An 18,233-nucleotide genomic window follows, 5' to 3' on the forward strand; every position below is an offset into this window, starting at 1 on the left:
CGCCACGATCGATGAGGTCGTGGCAGGCTCCGGTTTGATGTCCACCTCATTGCGTCGATGACTCTTCATCTGGAGCGCCCGGACCGGCGTCGCCTGCTCGTCGCGGCGGGCGCAGCCGCACTGGCCGGCTGGCTGCCTGGCTGCGGCAGCACACCGCAGCCAATGGCCTTTGGCGAAGGCCACACGCCTGCTCGCCTCGGCGATGCGGCGCTGCTGGACGACATCGAGGCGCGCACCTTCCGCTTCTTCTGGGAGACCGCCCATCCCGTCACCGGCCTCGTGCCGGACCGCTGGCCCGCAGCACCGACGATGGCCAGCGTCGCCTCGGTCGGCTTCGGCCTGACGGCCTACCTGGTGGGTGCCGAGCGGGGCCTCGTCACGCGCGCCCAGGCGGCCGAGCGTGTGCGCCGCACGCTGGACTTCCTGGCCCATGCGCCCCAGGGCGAGGCCGCACGCGGCGTCAGCGGGCACCGCGGTTTTTTCTATCATTTCCTCGACATGGCCAGCGGGGAGCGCTTCAACGAGCAGATCGAGCTGTCGACGATCGACACTGCGCTGCTCATGGGTGGCGTGCTGGCCGCGCAGTCGTATTTCACCGGCGCCGATGCCGTCGAGACGCGCATCCGGCAGCTGGCGGAGACGCTCTACACCCGCGTCGACTGGCGCTGGGCCCAGGTGCGCGGCGGCACCATCGCGATGGGCTGGGTGCCCGGCGCCGGCTTCGGGCCGTTCGTCGATTACCACGGCTACGACGAGGCGATGCTGCTGGTCCTGCTCGCGCTCGGCTCGCCCACCCACCCTGCGCGCGACGACAGCTGGGACGCCTTCTGCTCGACGTACCCGCGCACCTTTGGCAGCTTCATGGGCCAGGTGCACCTGGGCGGCGCACCGCTGTTCTGGCACCAGTACTCGCACGTCTGGGTCGACTTCCGCGGCATCCAGGACGCCTTCATGCGCGCGCACGGGTTCGACTACTTCGAGAACAGCCGCCGCGCGACGCTGGCCCAGCGCGCCTACGCGATCAGCAACCCCGGTGGGTGGAAGGACTACGGCGCGAACGTCTGGGGCCTGACCGCCTGCGATGGCCCGGGCTCGATCCGAACGGCCGATCACAGCGGCCGGGTGCGCGAGTTCCACGACTACCGCGCCCGCGGCGCCGGCAAGGCCGACCTGTTCGACGATGGCACGATCGCGCCGACCGCCGCCGCCGCCTCGCTGCCCTTCGCGCCGACCGAAGTGACCGCCGCGCTGCAGGCGATGCACCAGCGCTTCGGTGCCCACATCTACGGCCGCTACGGTTTTCTCGACGCCTTCAACACCAGCTTTGTCGATGCGTCGGCGAAGCTGTCCAATGGCCGCGTCGCGCCCGGCTTCGGCTGGGTCGACACCGACTACCTGGGCATCGACCAAGGCCCCATCGTCGCCATGATCGCCAACCACCGCCACGACCTGATCTGGCGCACGATGCGCGGCAACGCGCACCTGCGGCGCGGGCTGTCGCGCGCCGGCTTCGCCGGTGGCTGGCTGGACGCCCCGGCCCGCCCTGTTTCGCCCCATGACCGGCCGATCGCCCAGCCTGCCTGAGCGCCGCCGCTGGCTGCGGCGCGCGTCGCTGGTGGCCGCCGCGCTGCCACTGGCCGGCTGCGGGCGCCGCAGCGGCGGCCGCACGACGCTGCGCTTCTGGGCCATGGGCCGCGAGGGCGAGGTCGCGCATGAGCTACTGGCCGGCTTTCGCGCCGAACAGCCTCATGTCGAGCTGCGCATCGAGCAGTTGCCATGGACGGCCGCGCACGAAAAGCTGCTGACTGCCTTTGCCGGAGATGCGACGCCGGACGTCGCGCAGATCGGCAACACCTGGCTGCCGGAGATGGTGGCGCTGGGCGCCGTCGAGCCGCTGGACACCTGGCTGCACAGCAGCCCGACGATCGCACCGGACGACTACTTCAGCGGCATCTGGCGCACCAACCTGATCGACGGCAAGCTGCAAGGCCTGCCGTGGTATGTGGACACGCGGCTGCTCTACGTGCGCAGCGACCTGCTGGCGAAGGCCGGTTTCAATCGCATGCCCGACACCTGGGCCGGCTGGCAGCAGGCGATGCTCGGTCTGCAGCGTCTGGGCATTGCGCACCCGCAGCTGTTGCCGCTGAACGAGTTCGAGCCGCTGCTGGCACTGGCGCTGCAGCAAGACGATGAGCTGCTGCGCGACGGTGGACGTCGCGGCAACTTCTCAAGCCCCGGCTTCGAACGCGCGCTGGGGTTCTACCTGCAGATGTTCGAGCGCGGCTTCGCGCCCAGCCTGACCAACAACCAGGTCTCCAACCTGTGGCAGGAGTTCGGCCGTGGCCAGTTCGCACTCTACATTTCGGGGCCCTGGAACCTGGGCGAATTCCGCCGCCGGCTCGGGCCGGAGCAGCAAAGCCTATGGACCACCGCGCCGCTGCCCGGCCCGAACGGCCCCGGCGCATCGATCGCCGGCGGCTCGAGCCTGGTGATGTTCCGCCGCTCGCGCGCTCGGCGCGAGGCCTGGGCGTTGATCGAGTACCTGTCGCGGCCCGAGGTGCAGCAACAGTTCTACCGCCTGACCGGCAACCTGCCGCCGCGCCGCGCGAGCTGGTCGGCCGACGGCCTGGGGCGCGACCCTCAGGCCCTGGCGTTCGCCCAGCAGCTCGAACGCGTGCGGCCGGCGCCGGCAGTGCCGGAGTGGGAGCGCATCGCGCAGGAGATGCAGCTCTTCGCCGCGCGTGCCGCACACGACAAATCCGACCCGGCTGCGGTCGCACGGGCGCTGGACATGCGGGTCGACGAATTCCTGGCCAAGCGGCGCTGGATGCTGGATCGCGCGCGATGAAACGCAACCCCGTCGCCTGGGCCTTCGTGCTGCCCGCGCTCACGGTCATCGGCCTGTTCTTCGTCGTGCCGGTGCTCGCCGGCTTGGCCTTGAGCTTGACCGACTTCGACCTCTACGCGCTGGCCTCGCTCGACAACCTGCGCTTCGTCGGGCTGGAAAACTACCACCACGTGCTGACCCGCCCGCTGTTCTGGCAGGCGCTGGGCAACACCGCCTACTTCGTCGTGCTCGGTGTGCCCTTGTCGATCGTGTTGTCGCTCGGCTGCGCGGTGCTGCTGCAGTCGAAGCTGGCGCGGTTCAAGCCACTGTTCCGCACCGCGCTGTTTGCGCCGGTGGTCACCACGCTGGTCGCGGTGGCCGTCGTCTGGCGTTACCTCTTCCATGTGCGCTACGGCTGGATCAACCAGTTGCTCGGTCACGTCGGCATCGCGCCGATCGACTGGCTGGGCGACCCGCAGTGGTCGATGCCGGCGATCATCGTCTTCGCGGCGTGGAAGAACTTCGGCGGCAACATGATCATCTTCATCGCCGCGCTGCAAGCGGTACCCGAAGACCTGTACGAAGCCGCACGGCTGGATGGTGCCAACGCCTGGCGCCAGTTCTGGCACGTGACCTTGCCGATGCTCGGGCCGACGCTGCTGATGGTCAGCATCCTGACCATCGCCGGCTACTTCCAGCTCTTTGCCGAACCCTACGTGATGACGCAGGGCGGCCCACTGCAGAGCACGGTGAGCGTGCTGTACCTGATGTACGAAGAAGGCTTTCGCTGGTGGAACCTCGGCGCCGCGTCGGCGGTGGCGTTCGTGCTGTTCGTGATCATCGTCGCCGTCACGCGCGGCCTGATGCTGCTGGCACAACGCCAGGAGGCCGCATGAAAGGCCGCACGGTGCAAACGGTCGCCGTCAACGGCGTGCTCGCGCTGGCCGCGCTGCTGACGGTGGCGCCGCTGCTGTGGATGGTGGCAGCGTCGTTGATGCGCTCGGGCGAGGCCAGCAGCTTCCCGCCACCGCTGTTGCCGAGCGAGCCGACGCTGGACCACTACCGCGCGCTGATCACGCAAGGCGGCATCGTGCGCCAGTTCGCCAACAGCCTCGGGCTCGCGATCGCCGCGACGCTGCTGTCGACCACCTTCAACACACTGGCCGGCTACGCCTTCGCGAAGCTGCATTTCACCGGCCGCGACAAGCTCTTCAGCCTGCTGCTCGGCGCGCTGGTGATCCCGGCCCAGGTCGCGATGCTGCCGCTGTTCCTGATGCTCAAGAGCATGGGCCTGGTCAACAGCTACGCCGGCGTGCTGGTGCCATCGCTGGCCGGCATCTTCGGCATCTTCCTGGTGCGGCAGTACGCGCGCGGCATCCCGGACGAGTTGATCGAGGCCGCGCGCATGGACGGTGCCGGCGAGTTCCGCATCTTCTTCTCGGTCGTGTTGCCGCTGCTGACGCCGGTGCTGGCGACGCTGGCGGTGTTCGCCTTCCTCGGCAGCTGGAACGACTTCATGTGGCCGTTGATCGTGTTGACCGACGGCGAACTGCACACCTTGCCGGTGGCGCTGGCCAGCTTGAGTCGCGAGCATGTGCAAGACAGCGAGCTGATGATGGCCGGCGCCGTGATCACCGTGCTGCCGGTGCTGGCGCTGTTCCTGGTTCTGCAGCGCTACTACCTGCAAGGGCTGACGATGGGGGGCGTGAAGCAATGAAGCGCAGCGTGTGTGGGATTCTGCTGGGGTGCGCTGCAGCGGCCGTGGCTTCACCGGGCGACGTCACTCTGATCGACAGCTTCCGACCGAACGGAGGCTGGAGGATCGACGCGTCGGACCAGGTCGAAGCCCATTGGCGTGCCGACGCGCGCGGGCATTGTCTGGATTACGACTTCAACGGTGTTTCGGGCTATGCCGTTGCGCGGCGGACCCTGCCACCAGTCGACCTGCCACCGAACTACGAATACCGCCTGCGCGTGCGCGGCCACGGCCCGGCGAACCACTTCCAGTTCAAGCTGACCGACGCCAGCGGCGACAACGTCTGGTGGGTCAACCGGCCCGACATGCGCTTCGGCGCGCGGCCGCGCGAGCTGCGCTTCAAGCGGCGCCAGATCCAGTTCGCCTGGGGCCCGACGGCCGACAAGGTGCTGCGCCATCCCGAGGCGCTGGAGCTGGTGGTGGCCACCGGCAGCGGCGGCGGGCAGGGTTCAGTCTGCTTCGAGCGTCTCGACTTCGTCGAACGTGCGCCGCCGCCGGCTGCGTGGCCCGCTCCGCGCCTGACGGTGCGCGGCACCTCGGCAGCGGTCGATTTCGGCCTGACGCGCGAGTTCAGCGGCCTGCAGCTGCACTGGCCATCAACGGGCCAGCGGCCGCGCGACTACACCATCGACACCCAAGACGAAGCAGGGCGTTGGCGGCGGCTGGCGCAGGTGCGCCGCGGCGCCGGTCCGCTCGATGCGCTGTTCCTGCCCGAGCGCGAAGCGCGCCGGCTGCGCATCACGGCCGCCTCCGGCGAGGGCACGCGCGCGGGCCTGGCTGCCCTGCGCATCGAGCCGGTCGAGCCCGGCGCGTGGCGGTCGCAAGACGACGCCACCGCCGCACGCGCGAAACGTCTGCCGCCGGGGCTGTACCCGCGCACCTACCTCGGCGACCAGAACTACTGGACGCTGTTCGGCGTCGATGGTGGTGGTGGCTACGCGGCACTGCTGTCGGAAGATGGCGCTGTCGAGCCGGCGCCCGGCAGCCCCAGCATCGAGCCGTTCGTGCTGCTCGAAGGCGACAGCGGCAACCCGCCGACCCTCGTCGGCTGGGCCGATGTGAAGATCAGCCACTCGCTGCCCGAGGGCTACCTGCCGCAACCGCGCGTGCGCTGGGCACACCCGGCCTTCACGCTGGACATCGACGCCGGCGCGTCGGGCGACGGCACACGCCCGACCGGCCACGCCCGCTACACGCTGCGTGCGGCCGGCGAGCGGCCGTTGAAGGCCACGCTGCTGCTGGTCGCCCGGCCGTGGCAAGTCAACCCACCGCAGCAGTTCCTGAACCAGCCGGGCGGCGCCAGCCCCTTGTCGCGCGTGGCCTGGCAAGACGGCCTTTGGCACTTGAACGACAGGCTGGCATTGCGCCCCACGCCAGCCCCCGCCAGGGCCTGGGCCGGCGGCGGGGCCGACTGGCCGGTGGCCTTTGCATTGACCAACGGCGCGCCGGTTCAAGCCCTGCGGGAGGCCGCGTCGTGGCGCGACGCCGAGGGCCGCGCGGAGTCGGCATTGGCCTACCCGCTGCAGTTGCCGGCCGGTGGCGACGCGCAGCTCGCGCTGAGCTGGCGCATGACCGGCGTGCAGGAACTGCCGCCTCACCTCGGCGACGTCAACGCCGGCCTCGCTGCCAGCGCGGAAGCCTGGCGCGAGCGGCTGAACCGCGTCGGCCTGCAGTTGCCCGCCGCCGGTCAGCGCGTGCATGACACGCTGCGCAGCGCGCTCGCGCAGATCCTGCTGTCTCGGCGCGGTGCGGCACTGCAGCCAGGCACGCGCTCGTATGCGCGCAGCTGGGTACGCGACGGCGCGATGATGGTCGCCGGCCTGCTGCGGTTGGGAGAGACCGAGGCCTCGCGCGAGTTCGTCGACTGGTACGCGACGCAGCTGTTCGCCAGCGGCAAGGTGCCCTGCTGCGTCGACGCGCGCGGCGCCGACCCGGTGCCCGAGAACGACAGCCACGGGCAGTTCGTCTACTCGGTCGCCGAACTCTGGCGCTTCACGCACGACCGCACGCGGCTGCAACGCCACTGGCCCGCGGTTCAACGCGCCGTGCGCTACATGGAGCAGCTGCGACAGAGCGAACGCACGCCGGCCAACCGGCAGCCGGGTCGTGAAGCTTTCTACGGCCTGATGCCGGCTTCGATCAGCCACGAGGGCTATTCCGAGAAGGCGATGCATTCGTACTGGGACGACTTCTGGGCCTTGCGCGGCTACAACGACGCGGTGCTGTTGGCCCAGGCCGTCGGCGATGAAGCCGCCGCGCGTGAGTTCGCCGGTTGGCGCGACGAATTCGCCGCCGAGCTGGCGGCATCGATCCGCGCCGCCGCCGCGCAGCACCGCATCGATTTCATGCCCGGCGCAGCCGAGCTGGGCGACTTCGACGCCACCTCGACCACCGTCGCGCTGAACCCCGCGCAGGCACAAGCCCTGTTGCCGCCCGGGCTGCTGGACGCGACATTCGAGCGCTACTGGCGCGAATCGCAACAACGCACACGCGGCAAGCGGGCCTGGAAGGACTACACCCCGTACGAACTACGCAGCGTCGGTGCGCTGGTGCGGCTGCAACAACCCGAGCGGGCGCTGGCGATGCTCGACTTCTTCTTCGCCGACCAGCGCCCCGCCGGCTGGAACCAATGGGCCGAGGTCGTGATGCGCGACCCGCGCGAGATACGCTTCCTCGGCGACATGCCACACGCCTGGGTCGCGTCCGACGCGATCCGTTCGCTGCTGGACCTGTTCGTGCACGACGACGGCGACGGCCTGGTGCTGGCCGCCGGCCTGCCGCAGACTTGGCTGAATGACGGCGTGGCGGTACGCGACTTGCCGACGCCCCACGGCCGGCTGAGCTACCGCGCCCGGCGCGAGGCCGAAGGGCTGCACGTCGAGATCGACGCCGGGCTTGATCTGCCACCTGGCGGCCTTCGTTGGCGTTGGCAAGGCGGTGAGCAGCGCATCGACAGCTTGCCGGCGTCCCTGACGCTGGCCGATCGGGCGCCTGAGACCAACCAGAGAAAATGATGACCACCCACCACATCGATCGCCGCACGCTGATGGGCCTGCCGGCCGCGCTCGTCGCCGCATCGGCGGCGCAGGCGGCCCCGCCGCCCGCTGACAACCGCGCCTGGAACCCGGCCTATGCCGACCCCGGGCTGCTGGCCTGGCTGCTGGCGCGGGTGCGACCCGCCTGATGACGATGGCTCCATCTTCAGTGCACCGCATCAGCAGCCCGTCGGGCCTGGCCGCGAGCTTCAACGCCAACGGCTGCCTGCGCGAGCTGCGCTGGGGCGACGAGCTGTGCCTGCATCTGTTTCCCGGCAACGCGCTGGAGGCCGGCTCGACCCAGTTGGTGCTGCGCCGCTGGCCCGGCACCGGGGACGCTCAGCTGCTACCGCTGCTGGGCCCGCACAGCCCGGCACGCTGGCATGCCGAAGACGACCGCTTCATCGCACGCGGCGAGTGGCAGGGCCTGGCCTTCGAGCTGACGCTGCTGCTGGCCGCCAACGAGCCGGCGTGGTTCTGGCACCTGGCGCTGCACCACGTGCAAGGCGATGCCACCTGCATGGTCGATCTGCTGTACCAGCAGGACCTGTCGCTGGCGCCGCATTCCGCCGTGCGCCTGAACGAGTACTACGTCAGCCACTACATCGATTTCACGCCGCTGGACCACCCGCAGCGCGGCCGCCTGCTGGCGGTGCGGCAGAACCAGCCGGTCGGCGGCAGGCACCCGTGGGCGCTGCTCGGCTCACTGCGCCGCGCCCAGGCGTACGCGACCGATGCGCTGCAGGTGCTCGGCCTCGGCCACCGCTTCGGCGCGGCACCGGCGGCCTGGCGCCATGGCCTGCCCGATGCGCGGCTGCAGCACGAGCAGGCGATGGCCGCGCTGCAGGATGCGCCGCTGAGCCTGGCCCCGGGTGAACGCGCCACGCTCGGCTTCTTCGGTGGCCTGCAGGCGAACCACCCCGCCGCCAGTGGCCCGGACGATGCGGCCTGGGCCGACCAGTTGCTCGCGCTGCCGGAAGCCGCGCCGCCGCTCGCGCTGCCGGCCGCCGTGGTGCAGGCCAGCTGGCAGCCGCCGAGACCCAGCCTGTTCAGCCACGCACCGCGCCTGGTGGCATGCGCGTTCGACGAAGCCGACTGCGAGGCCCACTTCGGCCCTCAACGCGCTCATGAAGAGCGCGGCCCGGACGACACGCTGTGGTCGTTCTTCACCCCCGACGGCGAGCACGTCGTGCTGCCGGCCAAGGAGCGGGCGGTGCTGCGGCCGCACGGCCACTTGCTGCGCAGCGGCGAGCACCTGGTGCCCGACGAGGCCGCGATGACCTCGACCTGCTGGATGGCGGGTGTCTTCCATTCGATGGCCACGCAAGGCCATGTCAGCCTGAACCGCCTGCTGTCGACCGTTCACGGCTGGCTGGGCCAGAGCCACTCGCAAGGGCAGCGTGTGTTCGTGCGCCGCACGCGCGGCTGGCAGTTGCTGGACCAGCCGTCGGCGTTCGCGATCGGCGAGCGCCGCGTGCGCTGGTGGTACCGCGACGACGAAGGCCTGATCGAGGTCGTCGCCGCGGCCGCGGCGCAGGCACCGGAGCTGTCGTTGCACCTGCGCTTTCTCGAAGGCCCGCCGGCCGTCTGCCTCGTGACCCACCACCTCGCGCTCAGCGGCGACGACGGTGAGGTGCCGGGCCGCATCGACACGCCCAGCAGCGCCGACGGCAGCGTCTGGCTCGCGCCGCCGCCCGGCAGTGGCTTGCTCGCGCGCTTCCCGCACGGCGGCTTCACCATTGCCCCGATCGGCGAACACAGCCGGCTGCTCGAGGTGTCCGGCGCCGAAGCCCTGTTCGACGACGGCGACGACCACGGCGTGCCGATGCTGTGCCTGCGCTTCGCCGCCACGCCCGAGATCGCGCTGCGCATCCGTGGCGAGCTGGTCGAGGCCGCACCGGCCGGCGCGCCGACGCTCGACACCTTGGCGCCACCGCGGTTGTCATCGCCCACCGGACAGGCCGCGGCGCTGTCGACCGCGCTGCCCTGGTTCCAGCACAACGCGCTGGTGCACTACCTGGCGCCGCGCGGGCTGGAGCAGTACTCGGGTGGCGGCTGGGGCACGCGCGATGTCTGCCAGGGCCCGATCGAGCTGCTGCTGGCGCACGGCAGCCTCGCGCCGGCGCGCGACCTGCTGTGCCGCGTCTTCAGCGCGCAGAACGCCGATGGTGACTGGCCCCAATGGTTCACCTTCTTCGAGCGCGACCGGGCCATCCGCGCCGGTGACTCGCACGGTGACATCGTCTTCTGGCCGCTGCTGGCGCTGGGCCAGTACCTGCTCGCCTCGGGCGACGCCGGCCTGCTGGACGAGCCGCTGCCGTTCTACGCGGCGCCGGGTGACTTCGCCGACAACGCAACGCTGTGGCAACACGTCGAACGGGCGCTGACGGTCATCGCGCAGCGCCGCATCCCCGGCACTGCGCTGGCCGCCTACGGCCACGGCGACTGGAACGATTCGCTGCAGCCGGCCGACCCGCGATTGCGCGAGCACCTGTGCAGCAGCTGGAGCGTGACACTGCACGCGCAGGTGCTGGCGACGCTGGCCGAAGCCTTCGGCCTGCTGGGCCAGACCCACCGCGCCGAGGCGATGCACCAGGAGCGGCAGCAGGTTCAGGCGGACTTCCGGCGCTGGCTGATGCCGCCGACATCCTCAGCCCCGAACGCGCCAGCGGTACTGACCGGCTACGCGCTGTTCGACCCGCCGGGGCCATCGCCGCGGCCGCTGCTGCACCCGAGCGATCCGCACACCGGCGTGCGCTACAGCCTGTTGCCGATGATCCACGCGGTGTTGGCCGATCTGCTGAGCCTGGACGAGGCCGAAGCGCACTTCGCGCTGATCGAGCAGCACCTGCTGGGCCCGGACGGCGCGCGCCTGTTCGATGCGCCGTTCGCCTACCGCGGCGGGCCGCAGCAGCTGTTCCAGCGCGCCGAAAGCAGCAGCCACTTCGGCCGCGAGATCGGGCTGATGTACACCCACGCCCACCTGCGTTATGCCGAGGCGCTGGCCCACCTGGGCCGGGCCGAGGCGTTCTGGCAGGCGCTGAACCTCGCCCACCCGGTCGAGCTGAAGCAACGCCTGCCGAGCGCTGCGCCACGCCAGGCCAACTGCTACTTCTCCAGCTCCGACGCTGCCTTCGCCGACCGCCATGAAGCCAGCGCGCAGTACGAGCGCGCCCTGCGCGGCGAGGTGCCGCTCGAGGGCGGCTGGCGCGTCTATTCCAGCGGCGCCGGCATTGCACTCGGCCTGGTGCAGCGTTGCCTGCTCGGCCTGCGCCCACGGGCCGACGTCTGCGTGATCGACCCGGTGATCGCACCGTTGCTGGGCACGCTGCAAGCCGAGACCACGCTGGCGGGCCACCGGGTTTCGATCGACTGTCAGGTGGGCTCGCGCGGCCACGGCGTGCTGGCGGCGGAGTTGAACGGCACGGCTTTGCCTTTCACGTTCGAGCCAAACCCCTACCGCGAAGGCGGTGCCCGCATCGACTGGTCAGCGATGGCGCCGCTGTGGGCGACGGATGTCAACCGGTTGCGGCTGAGCATCGCCTGAAATCGTCGAACGAACTCCGCTGGCCTGCGGAATTAGGGATGTCGCACCGCCGCGGCGGTATCAAGATCGGCCCCCTGTCCAAACCTCAGGGAGCAAAGATGAACCGCACCGTCATCGGATTCGGCGCCACGGGCCTGCTCGCCCTGGCCGGCCTGAACGCTCACGCCGCCCTCACCACCTACACGTGCACCCACCTCGCCACCGAAGGCGGCCACAACATCGTCGAACCGTATGCAATCAACCGCCGGGGCGTCGCGGTCGGTTGCTGCAGCTACAGCAACCAATTCAGCAGCGGTGCCACGCTCTGGAAGGGCAATGGGCAGACCGTCGAACTGCATTCGCTGTCCAAAAGCCATTCCGTGTCCTACGACGTCAACGACCAGGGCCAGATCGTCGGCTATGGCATGGACGACGTTCGCGAGCAGCATGCGCTTGTCTGGTCGGATCACCGGGCAGTACCTCACAAGCTGATCCCCTTGCCAGACGGCGTCGCCCCCAAGGCTCGCGCTCTCAACAACAAGGGCCATATCGTCGGCACCAGTGGCATCGTGAACAACACCACCAACACTGTCCACGCCGTGCTCTGGCGTGACGGGCGGGTCATCGATCTGGGCACCCTGGGCGGTCGCAAGGGCCAGCACTTGAAGCGCAGCGAAGCCCGTGACATCAACGCCGCCGGCGTCATCGTCGGCACCAGCGATGCGGATCGACGCCGCACGCCGCATGCGGTGCGCTGGGACAACCCACGCACCATCGTCGATCTCGGCACACTGCCGGGAACTGACCTGATTTCACACGCGGTGGCCATCAACAGCACCGCCACCATCGTCGGCCACGGCAGCTACCAAACGGGGGACCTCACGAATGTTCACGCCATCGCGTGGCACGGTGGCGCCGTCATCGATCTGGGCGCCTTGCCCGGCGACGGCACCAGCCGGGCTACCGCGTTGAACGATGAAGGCGTGGTGGTGGGTTTCAGCCGCCTCGACTACCTGAAGGAGCGGGCCGTGATCTGGTACGGCCTGGATCAACCGCCGGTCGACCTGAACACGCTGCTGTCGGCCGGTGGCTGCATCGACGACGAAGGCGAGCCCTACCCGCTGCACCGGGCCACCAGCATCAACAGCCACAACGAAATCCTCGTGATGGGCATGGTCCGCGACTTCGCCGGCGACCCGAAGTACAGGATCTTCCGATTGAAGCCCGTCGCCCGGTAGTCGGCTGCTGATCACGCCGGCCGGCCGCCACCGGCGGTGCGTTGGCGGGCGCAAGGCATACCAGTTGTTGAGCCAGCTCCCCGTTTGAAACGGATTGATTCCCTCGTAACTTAGCTTCGTCTTTCAGCCGACATCGCTTAACTGGTCTTACTGGTCTTGTAGTGGTTTTCTCTCGTGACGGCCGAGATGCCAGGCCGGATCATCACGGCCGAGGGGCACGCAGCGCGTGCCCTGTGGTCCGTTCAAGAGATCAAACCAAGGAGTTGGAACCATGTCCGACCAAAGTTCGTCGCGGCGTGCGCGGCTCGACTGGCTGATGGCGCTGTCGGCGGCCGTCGCGGTCGCCGCGGGCGCCGCCCCGGTGGTGGCCCAGGCCGCACCGGTCAAGGTGGCCGCCCCTGCCTGCCAGCCGTGGTCTACCGACATCGCCTATGTGCAAGGCGACACCGTCACACGCAACGGCCTGACCTACCGCGCCAATTGGTGGACCAAGGGTGAAGACCCGGCCACCCACAACGGCGGCGACGGCAGCGGCCAGCCGTGGACGCAGGCCTCGAGCTGCGGCACACCGCCGCCGCCGCCCCCACCTCCCCCGCCGCCGCCTCCGCCACCTCCCCCGCCACCGCCGCCCCCACCGCCGGCTGACTGCGAGCCGTGGCAGGCCGACGTGCGCTACCTCAAGGGCTCGCTGGTGACCGACGACAACGTCGGCTACCGGGCGGTGCTGAAGAGCATCGGCAAGGACCCATCGGAAAACAGCGGGCCCAAGGGCAGCGGCGAGCCGTGGCGCAAGACCAAGGCCTGCGACACGCCGCCGCCGCCCCCGCCGCCGCCCGGTGGCCACCACCTGATCGGCTACTGGCACAACTTCACCAACCCGTCGGGCAACACCTTCCCGATCGCCCAGGTCAGCAACGACTGGGACGTGATCGTCGTTGCCTTCGCCGACAACGCCGGCAACGGCAATGTCAGCTTCACACTCGACCCGAACGCCGGCACCGAGGCCCAGTTCATCGCCGACATCAAGGCGAAGAAGGCCGCCGGCAAGAAGGTGGTGCTGTCATTCGGTGGCCAGAACGGCACCGTCTCGCTCGACAACGACGAGCAGGTCAACAACTTCGTCAACAGCACCTACGCGTTGCTGGTGAAGTACGGCTTCGACGGCGTCGACATCGACATCGAGCACGGCGTCTACAAGGACGCGCCGATCCAGGCCAATCTGGTCAAGGCGATCAAGCTGCTGAAGGCCAAGGTCGGCGCGAGCTTCTACCTGTCGATGGCGCCGGAGCACCCGTATGTGCAGGGCGGCCTGGTCACGCTGGCCGGCATCTGGGGTGCCTACCTGCCGATCATCGACGGTCTGCGCGACGACCTGAACGTGATCCACGTTCAGTTCTACAACAACGGCGGCTTCACCTACAACGACCCGCCGAAGTACACGATGGTGCAGGAAGGCACCGTCGACGGCCTGGTCGCCGGCAGCCTGATGCTGATCGAAGGCTTCACGACCGACTACAACACCGGCTGGAAGTTCGTCGGCCTGCGGCCCGACCAGGTGGCCTTCGGCGTGCCGTCAGGCCCCAGTTCGGCCAACACCGGCTTCGTGACCCCGGCGACCGTGTCGGCCACGCTGAACTGCCTGACGCGCCTGACCAACTGCGGCACGATCAAGCCCAAGGTCGCGTACCCGACCTACCGCGGCGCGATGACCTGGTCGATCAACTGGGACCGGCACGACGGCTACAACTTCTCGAAGCCGACCCGCGCGGCACTCGACAGCCTGCCTTGAGTTCTCCGGTGGGTTCTTGACCCACTTTCGCATGGTGGCCGGCGGGCCGCCATGCACCGCGCCCCGGCCGTCCAAGCGGCACGGGGCGTTTTTTCTCTCAAACTTGCGGCAGCAGGAAGCGCCGTTCCCAGGCACTGACCTCGCGGTCGTAGTGGTCGAACTCGACCTCTTTGACCGCCAGCAGCCCGGTGACGAAATCGTCACCGAGCAGGCGGCGCGCATGGGCGCTGTCGGCCAGGCGTTGCCAGGCTTCGCGCGGGCTGCGCGGCAAGGCATGACCATGCGCGTAACCGTCACCGCTGATCGGCGCGGTCGCCGAGAGGCCTTCTTCGATGCCAGCCAGGCCTGCGGCCAGCGTCGCCGCGACCGCGAGGTACGGGTTGGCATCGGCGCCCGCCACGCGCTGCTCGACGCGCCGCGCGGCCGGCCCGCTCTGCGGCACGCGCAAGCCTGCGGTGCGGTTGTCGTAGCCCCATTCCAGATGGATCGGCGCCTGGCTGCCTTTGACGAAGCGCCGGTACGAGTTGACGTGCGGCGCCAGCAGCAGCATCAGATCCGGCAGGTAGGTCTGCAGCCCGGCGATGAACTGGCGGAACAACGGCTGCTCGTCGCCATTGGCTGCACTGAAGACGTTGCGGCCATCGCGATCGACCAGGCTGACATGCAGGTGCATCGAGCTGCCGGCCTCATCGGGCAAGGGCTTGGCCAGGAACACGGCGTTGAGCCCGTGCTGGATCGCGATCTCGCGCGCCGCGTGCTTGAACAGGAACGCCTGGTCGGCCACCGACACCGCATCGCCGTGCCACAGGTTGATCTCGTACTGCGAGCAGCCGACCTCATGGATCCAGGTGTCGGCGCGGATGCCCAGCGTCTCGATCGCCTGCTGGAAAGCGCCCCAGAACGGAGCCAGCTCGTTGAGCATGTTCAGGCTGAAGGCCGATTGGCCAACCTCGGCGCGGCCCAACCGCCCGGGCGGCGGGCGCAGCGGCTCGGTTGGGTCGACGCAGGGTGCGCTCAGATAGAACTCGATCTCCGGCGCCACCACCGGCGCCCAACCGCACTCGGCGTAACGCGCAAGCACGGTCTTCAGCAGTTGGCGTGGCGCGAACGCGCAGGGCCGTCCGTCCAGCTCGACACAGTCGTGGATCGCCATCGCACGTGGCTGGTTCACCGGCGCCCACGGCGCCAGGCGCACGCTCGACATATCAGGCACCAGCCGCACGTCGGGATCGTCGTCCGGGAAGATGGGGTCGTACGAGTACTCACCGGTCACCGCCTGCATCGGGATCGCCTGCGCGATGCGCAGCTCCTGCCCGGCCAGGAAGGCGGCCGCGGGCATCAGCTTGCCGCGCGGGTAGCCGGTCACGTCGGGGAACAGGCACTCCACCTGGCGCACGCCGGCGCGCTGCAGCAGGTCGGCGATGTCGGCAGGCAACTCAGCACTCATGGATGAACAACGGCAATGGCAGAACGTCGATCTTCGCCGAACCCCGCCTGCGCGAGCCCGAACACAGTGTTCAGGCGATCAAACAGTCGCCGACGGTTCGGCCAGCAGGCGACGCAGCAACGGCGGCAGTTGCTCCAGTGTGAACTCCTTTTGCATCACGCTGCGCACGCCGATCCGCGTCGCCGAATCGAGCAGCGCTTCGGTCACATAGCCCGAGCTGATGACCACCGGCAGGCCCGGCCGCAGCGTCGCCAGCTCGGCCGCGACGTCCAGCCCCGACAGCCCCGGCATGTTGAAGTCGGTCAGCACCAGGTCGACCTCGTCCGGCCACGCCCGCAGCCGGCCCATGGCCTCGCGCGGGTCTTCGAAGGTGGTGACGCGGTAGCCCGCGTGTCGCAGCAACCCTTCGACCATCACCACCATCACCGGGTCGTCGTCGAGGTACATCACGTGGTGGCCGGCAGCCGGCGGCCCCGCGCTCGGCCCGCTCATGGGCGCCGCCCCCTCTGGCAGCTCGGCCTGCAGCGGGATGTACAGGTCGAAGCGGCTGCCGCGGCCCGGCGCGCTGGTCACGCCGATCGCGCCTTCGTGCGCCGAGACGATGCCGTGCACCACCGCCAGGCCCAGCCCGGTGCCCTGCCCCAGGGGCTTGGTGGTGAAGAAGGGTTCGAACAGGCGCTGACGCGTCGCCTCGTCCATGCCGCAGCCGCTGTCGCTGACCACCAGGTGGGCATGTGGCCCGGGCTGCAGGCCCAGGCGCTGGGCCGCGTCATCGTCCAGCGTTTGCCGGTCGAGCTGGATCTCGATCTGCCCGGCGGCGCCGTTCATCGCATGCCAGGCGTTGGTGCACAGGTTCATCAGCACCTGGTGCAGCTGTGTCGCATCGGCCTGCACCGTCATCGGGGCATCGGCCAGCACCAGCTCCAGCTCGACCATCGCCGGCAACAGCGGCCGCAACAGGCGCACCGACTCTTCGATCACCGGCGCCAGTGCCAGGCGCTTCAGGCTGTGCGGCTGGCGCCGGCTGAACGCGAGGATCTGCTGCACCAGGCTGCGCGCCCGCTCGGCCGACTGCGTGATCTGCGCCAGGCGCTCGTGCGCCTCGGCCGGATCCCGCTGCGCCAGCGCGACGTTGCCCAGGATCGCGGCGAGGATGTTGTTGAAGTCGTGCGCGATGCCACCGGCCAACGTGCCGATGGCCTCCATCTTTTGCGAAGCGCGCAGCTGCGACTCCAGCTCGGCCTGCGCGATCTCGGCCTGCTTCTGCTGCGTGATGTCGGTCACCATCGCCAGCGAGCCGTCGAAGTGGCCGGCGGCGTCGACGATCGGCGTGGTGGACACCAACGCCCACATGCGTCGGCCGTCGGCACGGCGCAGCCGGCGCTCGCGCCCGCCGTGCTGCTCGGCCGCCGCCGACGGGCCCAGCGTCTGCCCATTGACCAGGCCCATCGCCTTGGCCACCACCGCACCCGCCACGTTGTCAGGCTCGATGAATTCGGCCATCGGGCGGCCCAGCAGCGCCTGGCTGGTCAGGCCCAGCATCTGGGCCATCTTCGGGTTGGCAAAGACGGTACGGCCATCGGCATCGGTGACCCAGATGCCTTCGTCGGCGGTCTCGACGATGCGGCGGTAGCGCTCTTCGCTGGCGCGCAGCGCGACGGTCATGCGCAGCGCCGCCTCGTGGGCCCGCTGGCGGCCGGTGGCCAGCTGATGCGTCAGCAGCGCCAGCACCAGGCTCAGGCCGATGCCGGACAGCGCCATGATGGTGGCCGCCATCCCGCCAGGGCGGCGCTCGAACTCCGGCAGCGCCTGCACGTCGATCGTCCACGAGTGGCCGGCAAAGCCGATGTACTCGCGCGCCTCGAAAACCGGCGTCGAGCCTTCGCGCTGTGGCCCGGAGGCATACATCAGCGTGCCGTCGTTGACCTCCACGCCATCGTGGACGCGGATCTGCACCCCGCGCGCGGCCTCGCCGTAAAGGCTGGACATCAGGTCGCCCATGCGCACCGCCGCCAACACCCAGCCGGCGATCGCCGCACGCCGTGCGGCCACCGTGCCCGCGGGCTGCTGGCGGGTGTAGACCGGCAGTGCCATCAGGAAGCCCGGCTCCTGCTTGCCGGAAGCGTCGGCCGGCAGCATCAGGCGCGGCGTGATGGACAGGCCGCTGGAATCGCGCGCCAGCATCAGGGCGCCGCGCCTGGTGTCGTCGGCCAAGGTGTCTTCGCCCAGGGCTCGCAGGTTCAGGCCGGCGGCCGGGGCCACCTCGGCAATGCGCGCGGTGCCCTCCGGCCGCCAAGGCGCATAGGCGAACCACTGGATGCCGGAATAGTCGGCGCCGGCCAGCAGCGTGTCGACATAGGCCACGAAATCGCGCCGGTCGGCCCGCTCGACCGCCTGGTACAGGCCTTGCACGCCACGCAGCATCTGCTCATAGCTGGCCATGCGCTGCTCGATGCGGCCGGCCGTCTGGCGCACGCTGGCGTCGAAATCGGCCCGCAGCGCCTGCTGCGCGCTGCGTTGCTCGTGGCGCCACAAACCGGCGGTGACGGCCAGCGACACCGCGCCCACAGCCAGCGGCAACAGCACGGGCAAGGCGCGACGGACCTGCATGCCGC

The 18,233-nt window shown here is 69.8% G+C and carries 11 protein-coding genes; 9 read left to right on the forward strand and 2 right to left on the reverse strand.

The genetic code is table 11. The features are described from left to right. Positions 1 to 57: 57 nt before the first annotated feature. From VFY73_RS05760 to VFY73_RS05800, 9 genes are all read left to right on the forward strand, one after another. On the forward strand, positions 58 to 1,584 hold the full coding sequence (locus VFY73_RS05760) for a glucoamylase family protein (RefSeq protein ID WP_329716966.1): 1,527 nt from the start codon (positions 58 to 60) through the stop codon (positions 1,582 to 1,584). Further along, a complete protein-coding gene (locus VFY73_RS05765) occupies positions 1,556 to 2,848 on the forward strand; it encodes a sugar ABC transporter substrate-binding protein (RefSeq protein WP_329716967.1) in 1,293 nt (430 codons plus the stop codon). The genes VFY73_RS05760 and VFY73_RS05765 overlap by 29 nt, the downstream gene beginning before the upstream one ends. Continuing rightward, positions 2,845 to 3,723 (forward strand): sugar ABC transporter permease, encoded by an 879-nt coding sequence (locus VFY73_RS05770; protein ID WP_329716968.1) that lies wholly within the window; start codon positions 2,845 to 2,847, stop codon positions 3,721 to 3,723. The genes VFY73_RS05765 and VFY73_RS05770 overlap by 4 nt, the downstream gene beginning before the upstream one ends. Further along, entirely contained in the window at positions 3,720 to 4,544 is an 825-nt protein-coding gene (locus tag VFY73_RS05775; protein WP_329716969.1) for a carbohydrate ABC transporter permease, read from the forward strand. Before VFY73_RS05770 ends, VFY73_RS05775 begins: the two co-directional genes overlap by 4 nt. Positions 4,545 to 4,588: 44 nt before the next feature. Beyond that, a complete protein-coding gene (locus tag VFY73_RS05780) occupies positions 4,589 to 7,597 on the forward strand; it encodes a hypothetical protein (RefSeq protein ID WP_329716970.1) in 3,009 nt (1,002 codons plus the stop codon). Further along, positions 7,597 to 7,767, forward strand: a complete 171-nt coding sequence (locus VFY73_RS05785; RefSeq protein ID WP_329716971.1) for a hypothetical protein — start codon at positions 7,597 to 7,599, stop codon at positions 7,765 to 7,767. Before VFY73_RS05780 ends, VFY73_RS05785 begins: the two co-directional genes overlap by 1 nt. Before the next feature lie 5 nt (positions 7,768 to 7,772). Beyond that, entirely contained in the window at positions 7,773 to 11,165 is a 3,393-nt protein-coding gene (locus VFY73_RS05790) for a GH36-type glycosyl hydrolase domain-containing protein (RefSeq protein ID WP_329716972.1), read from the forward strand. Further along, the gene (locus VFY73_RS05795) at positions 11,123 to 12,382 is read left to right on the forward strand and encodes a hypothetical protein (protein ID WP_329716973.1); all 1,260 of its coding nucleotides are present in this window, start codon (positions 11,123 to 11,125) and stop codon (positions 12,380 to 12,382) included. Before VFY73_RS05790 ends, VFY73_RS05795 begins: the two co-directional genes overlap by 43 nt. A 271-nt stretch (positions 12,383 to 12,653) precedes the next feature. Continuing rightward, a complete protein-coding gene (locus VFY73_RS05800) occupies positions 12,654 to 14,171 on the forward strand; it encodes a chitinase (RefSeq protein ID WP_329716974.1) in 1,518 nt (505 codons plus the stop codon). A 97-nt stretch (positions 14,172 to 14,268) separates the two neighbouring features. Here VFY73_RS05800 and VFY73_RS05805 read toward each other — a convergent pair whose 3' ends face one another. After that, the gene (locus VFY73_RS05805; RefSeq protein ID WP_329716975.1) at positions 14,269 to 15,618 is read right to left on the reverse strand and encodes a glutamine synthetase family protein; all 1,350 of its coding nucleotides are present in this window, start codon (positions 15,616 to 15,618) and stop codon (positions 14,269 to 14,271) included. A 78-nt stretch (positions 15,619 to 15,696) separates the two neighbouring features. Continuing rightward, a complete protein-coding gene (locus tag VFY73_RS05810) occupies positions 15,697 to 18,228 on the reverse strand; it encodes a CHASE domain-containing protein (RefSeq protein WP_329716976.1) in 2,532 nt (843 codons plus the stop codon). Between the last annotated feature and the right edge of the window lie 5 nt (positions 18,229 to 18,233).

The sequence above is a fragment of the Ideonella sp. genome, assembly GCF_036277275.1.
GTDB lineage: Bacteria > Pseudomonadota > Gammaproteobacteria > Burkholderiales > Burkholderiaceae_C > Ideonella.

Excerpts from the sequence above, each read along its gene's own strand:
- VFY73_RS05790 (WP_329716972.1), top strand. The coding sequence starts at position 7,773 with ATGGCTCCATCTTCAGTGCACCGCATCAGCAGCCCGTCGGGCCTGGCC.
- VFY73_RS05775 (WP_329716969.1), top strand. The coding sequence starts at position 3,720 with ATGAAAGGCCGCACGGTGCAAACGGTCGCCGTCAACGGCGTGCTCGCG.
- VFY73_RS05765 (WP_329716967.1), top strand. The coding sequence starts at position 1,556 with ATGACCGGCCGATCGCCCAGCCTGCCTGAGCGCCGCCGCTGGCTGCGG.
- VFY73_RS05760 (WP_329716966.1), top strand. The coding sequence starts at position 58 with ATGACTCTTCATCTGGAGCGCCCGGACCGGCGTCGCCTGCTCGTCGCG.
- VFY73_RS05805 (WP_329716975.1), bottom strand. The coding sequence starts at position 15,618 with ATGAGTGCTGAGTTGCCTGCCGACATCGCCGACCTGCTGCAGCGCGCC.
- VFY73_RS05810 (WP_329716976.1), bottom strand. The coding sequence starts at position 18,228 with ATGCAGGTCCGTCGCGCCTTGCCCGTGCTGTTGCCGCTGGCTGTGGGC.
- VFY73_RS05785 (WP_329716971.1), top strand. The coding sequence starts at position 7,597 with ATGACCACCCACCACATCGATCGCCGCACGCTGATGGGCCTGCCGGCC.
- VFY73_RS05800 (WP_329716974.1), top strand. The coding sequence starts at position 12,654 with ATGTCCGACCAAAGTTCGTCGCGGCGTGCGCGGCTCGACTGGCTGATG.
- VFY73_RS05770 (WP_329716968.1), top strand. The coding sequence starts at position 2,845 with ATGAAACGCAACCCCGTCGCCTGGGCCTTCGTGCTGCCCGCGCTCACG.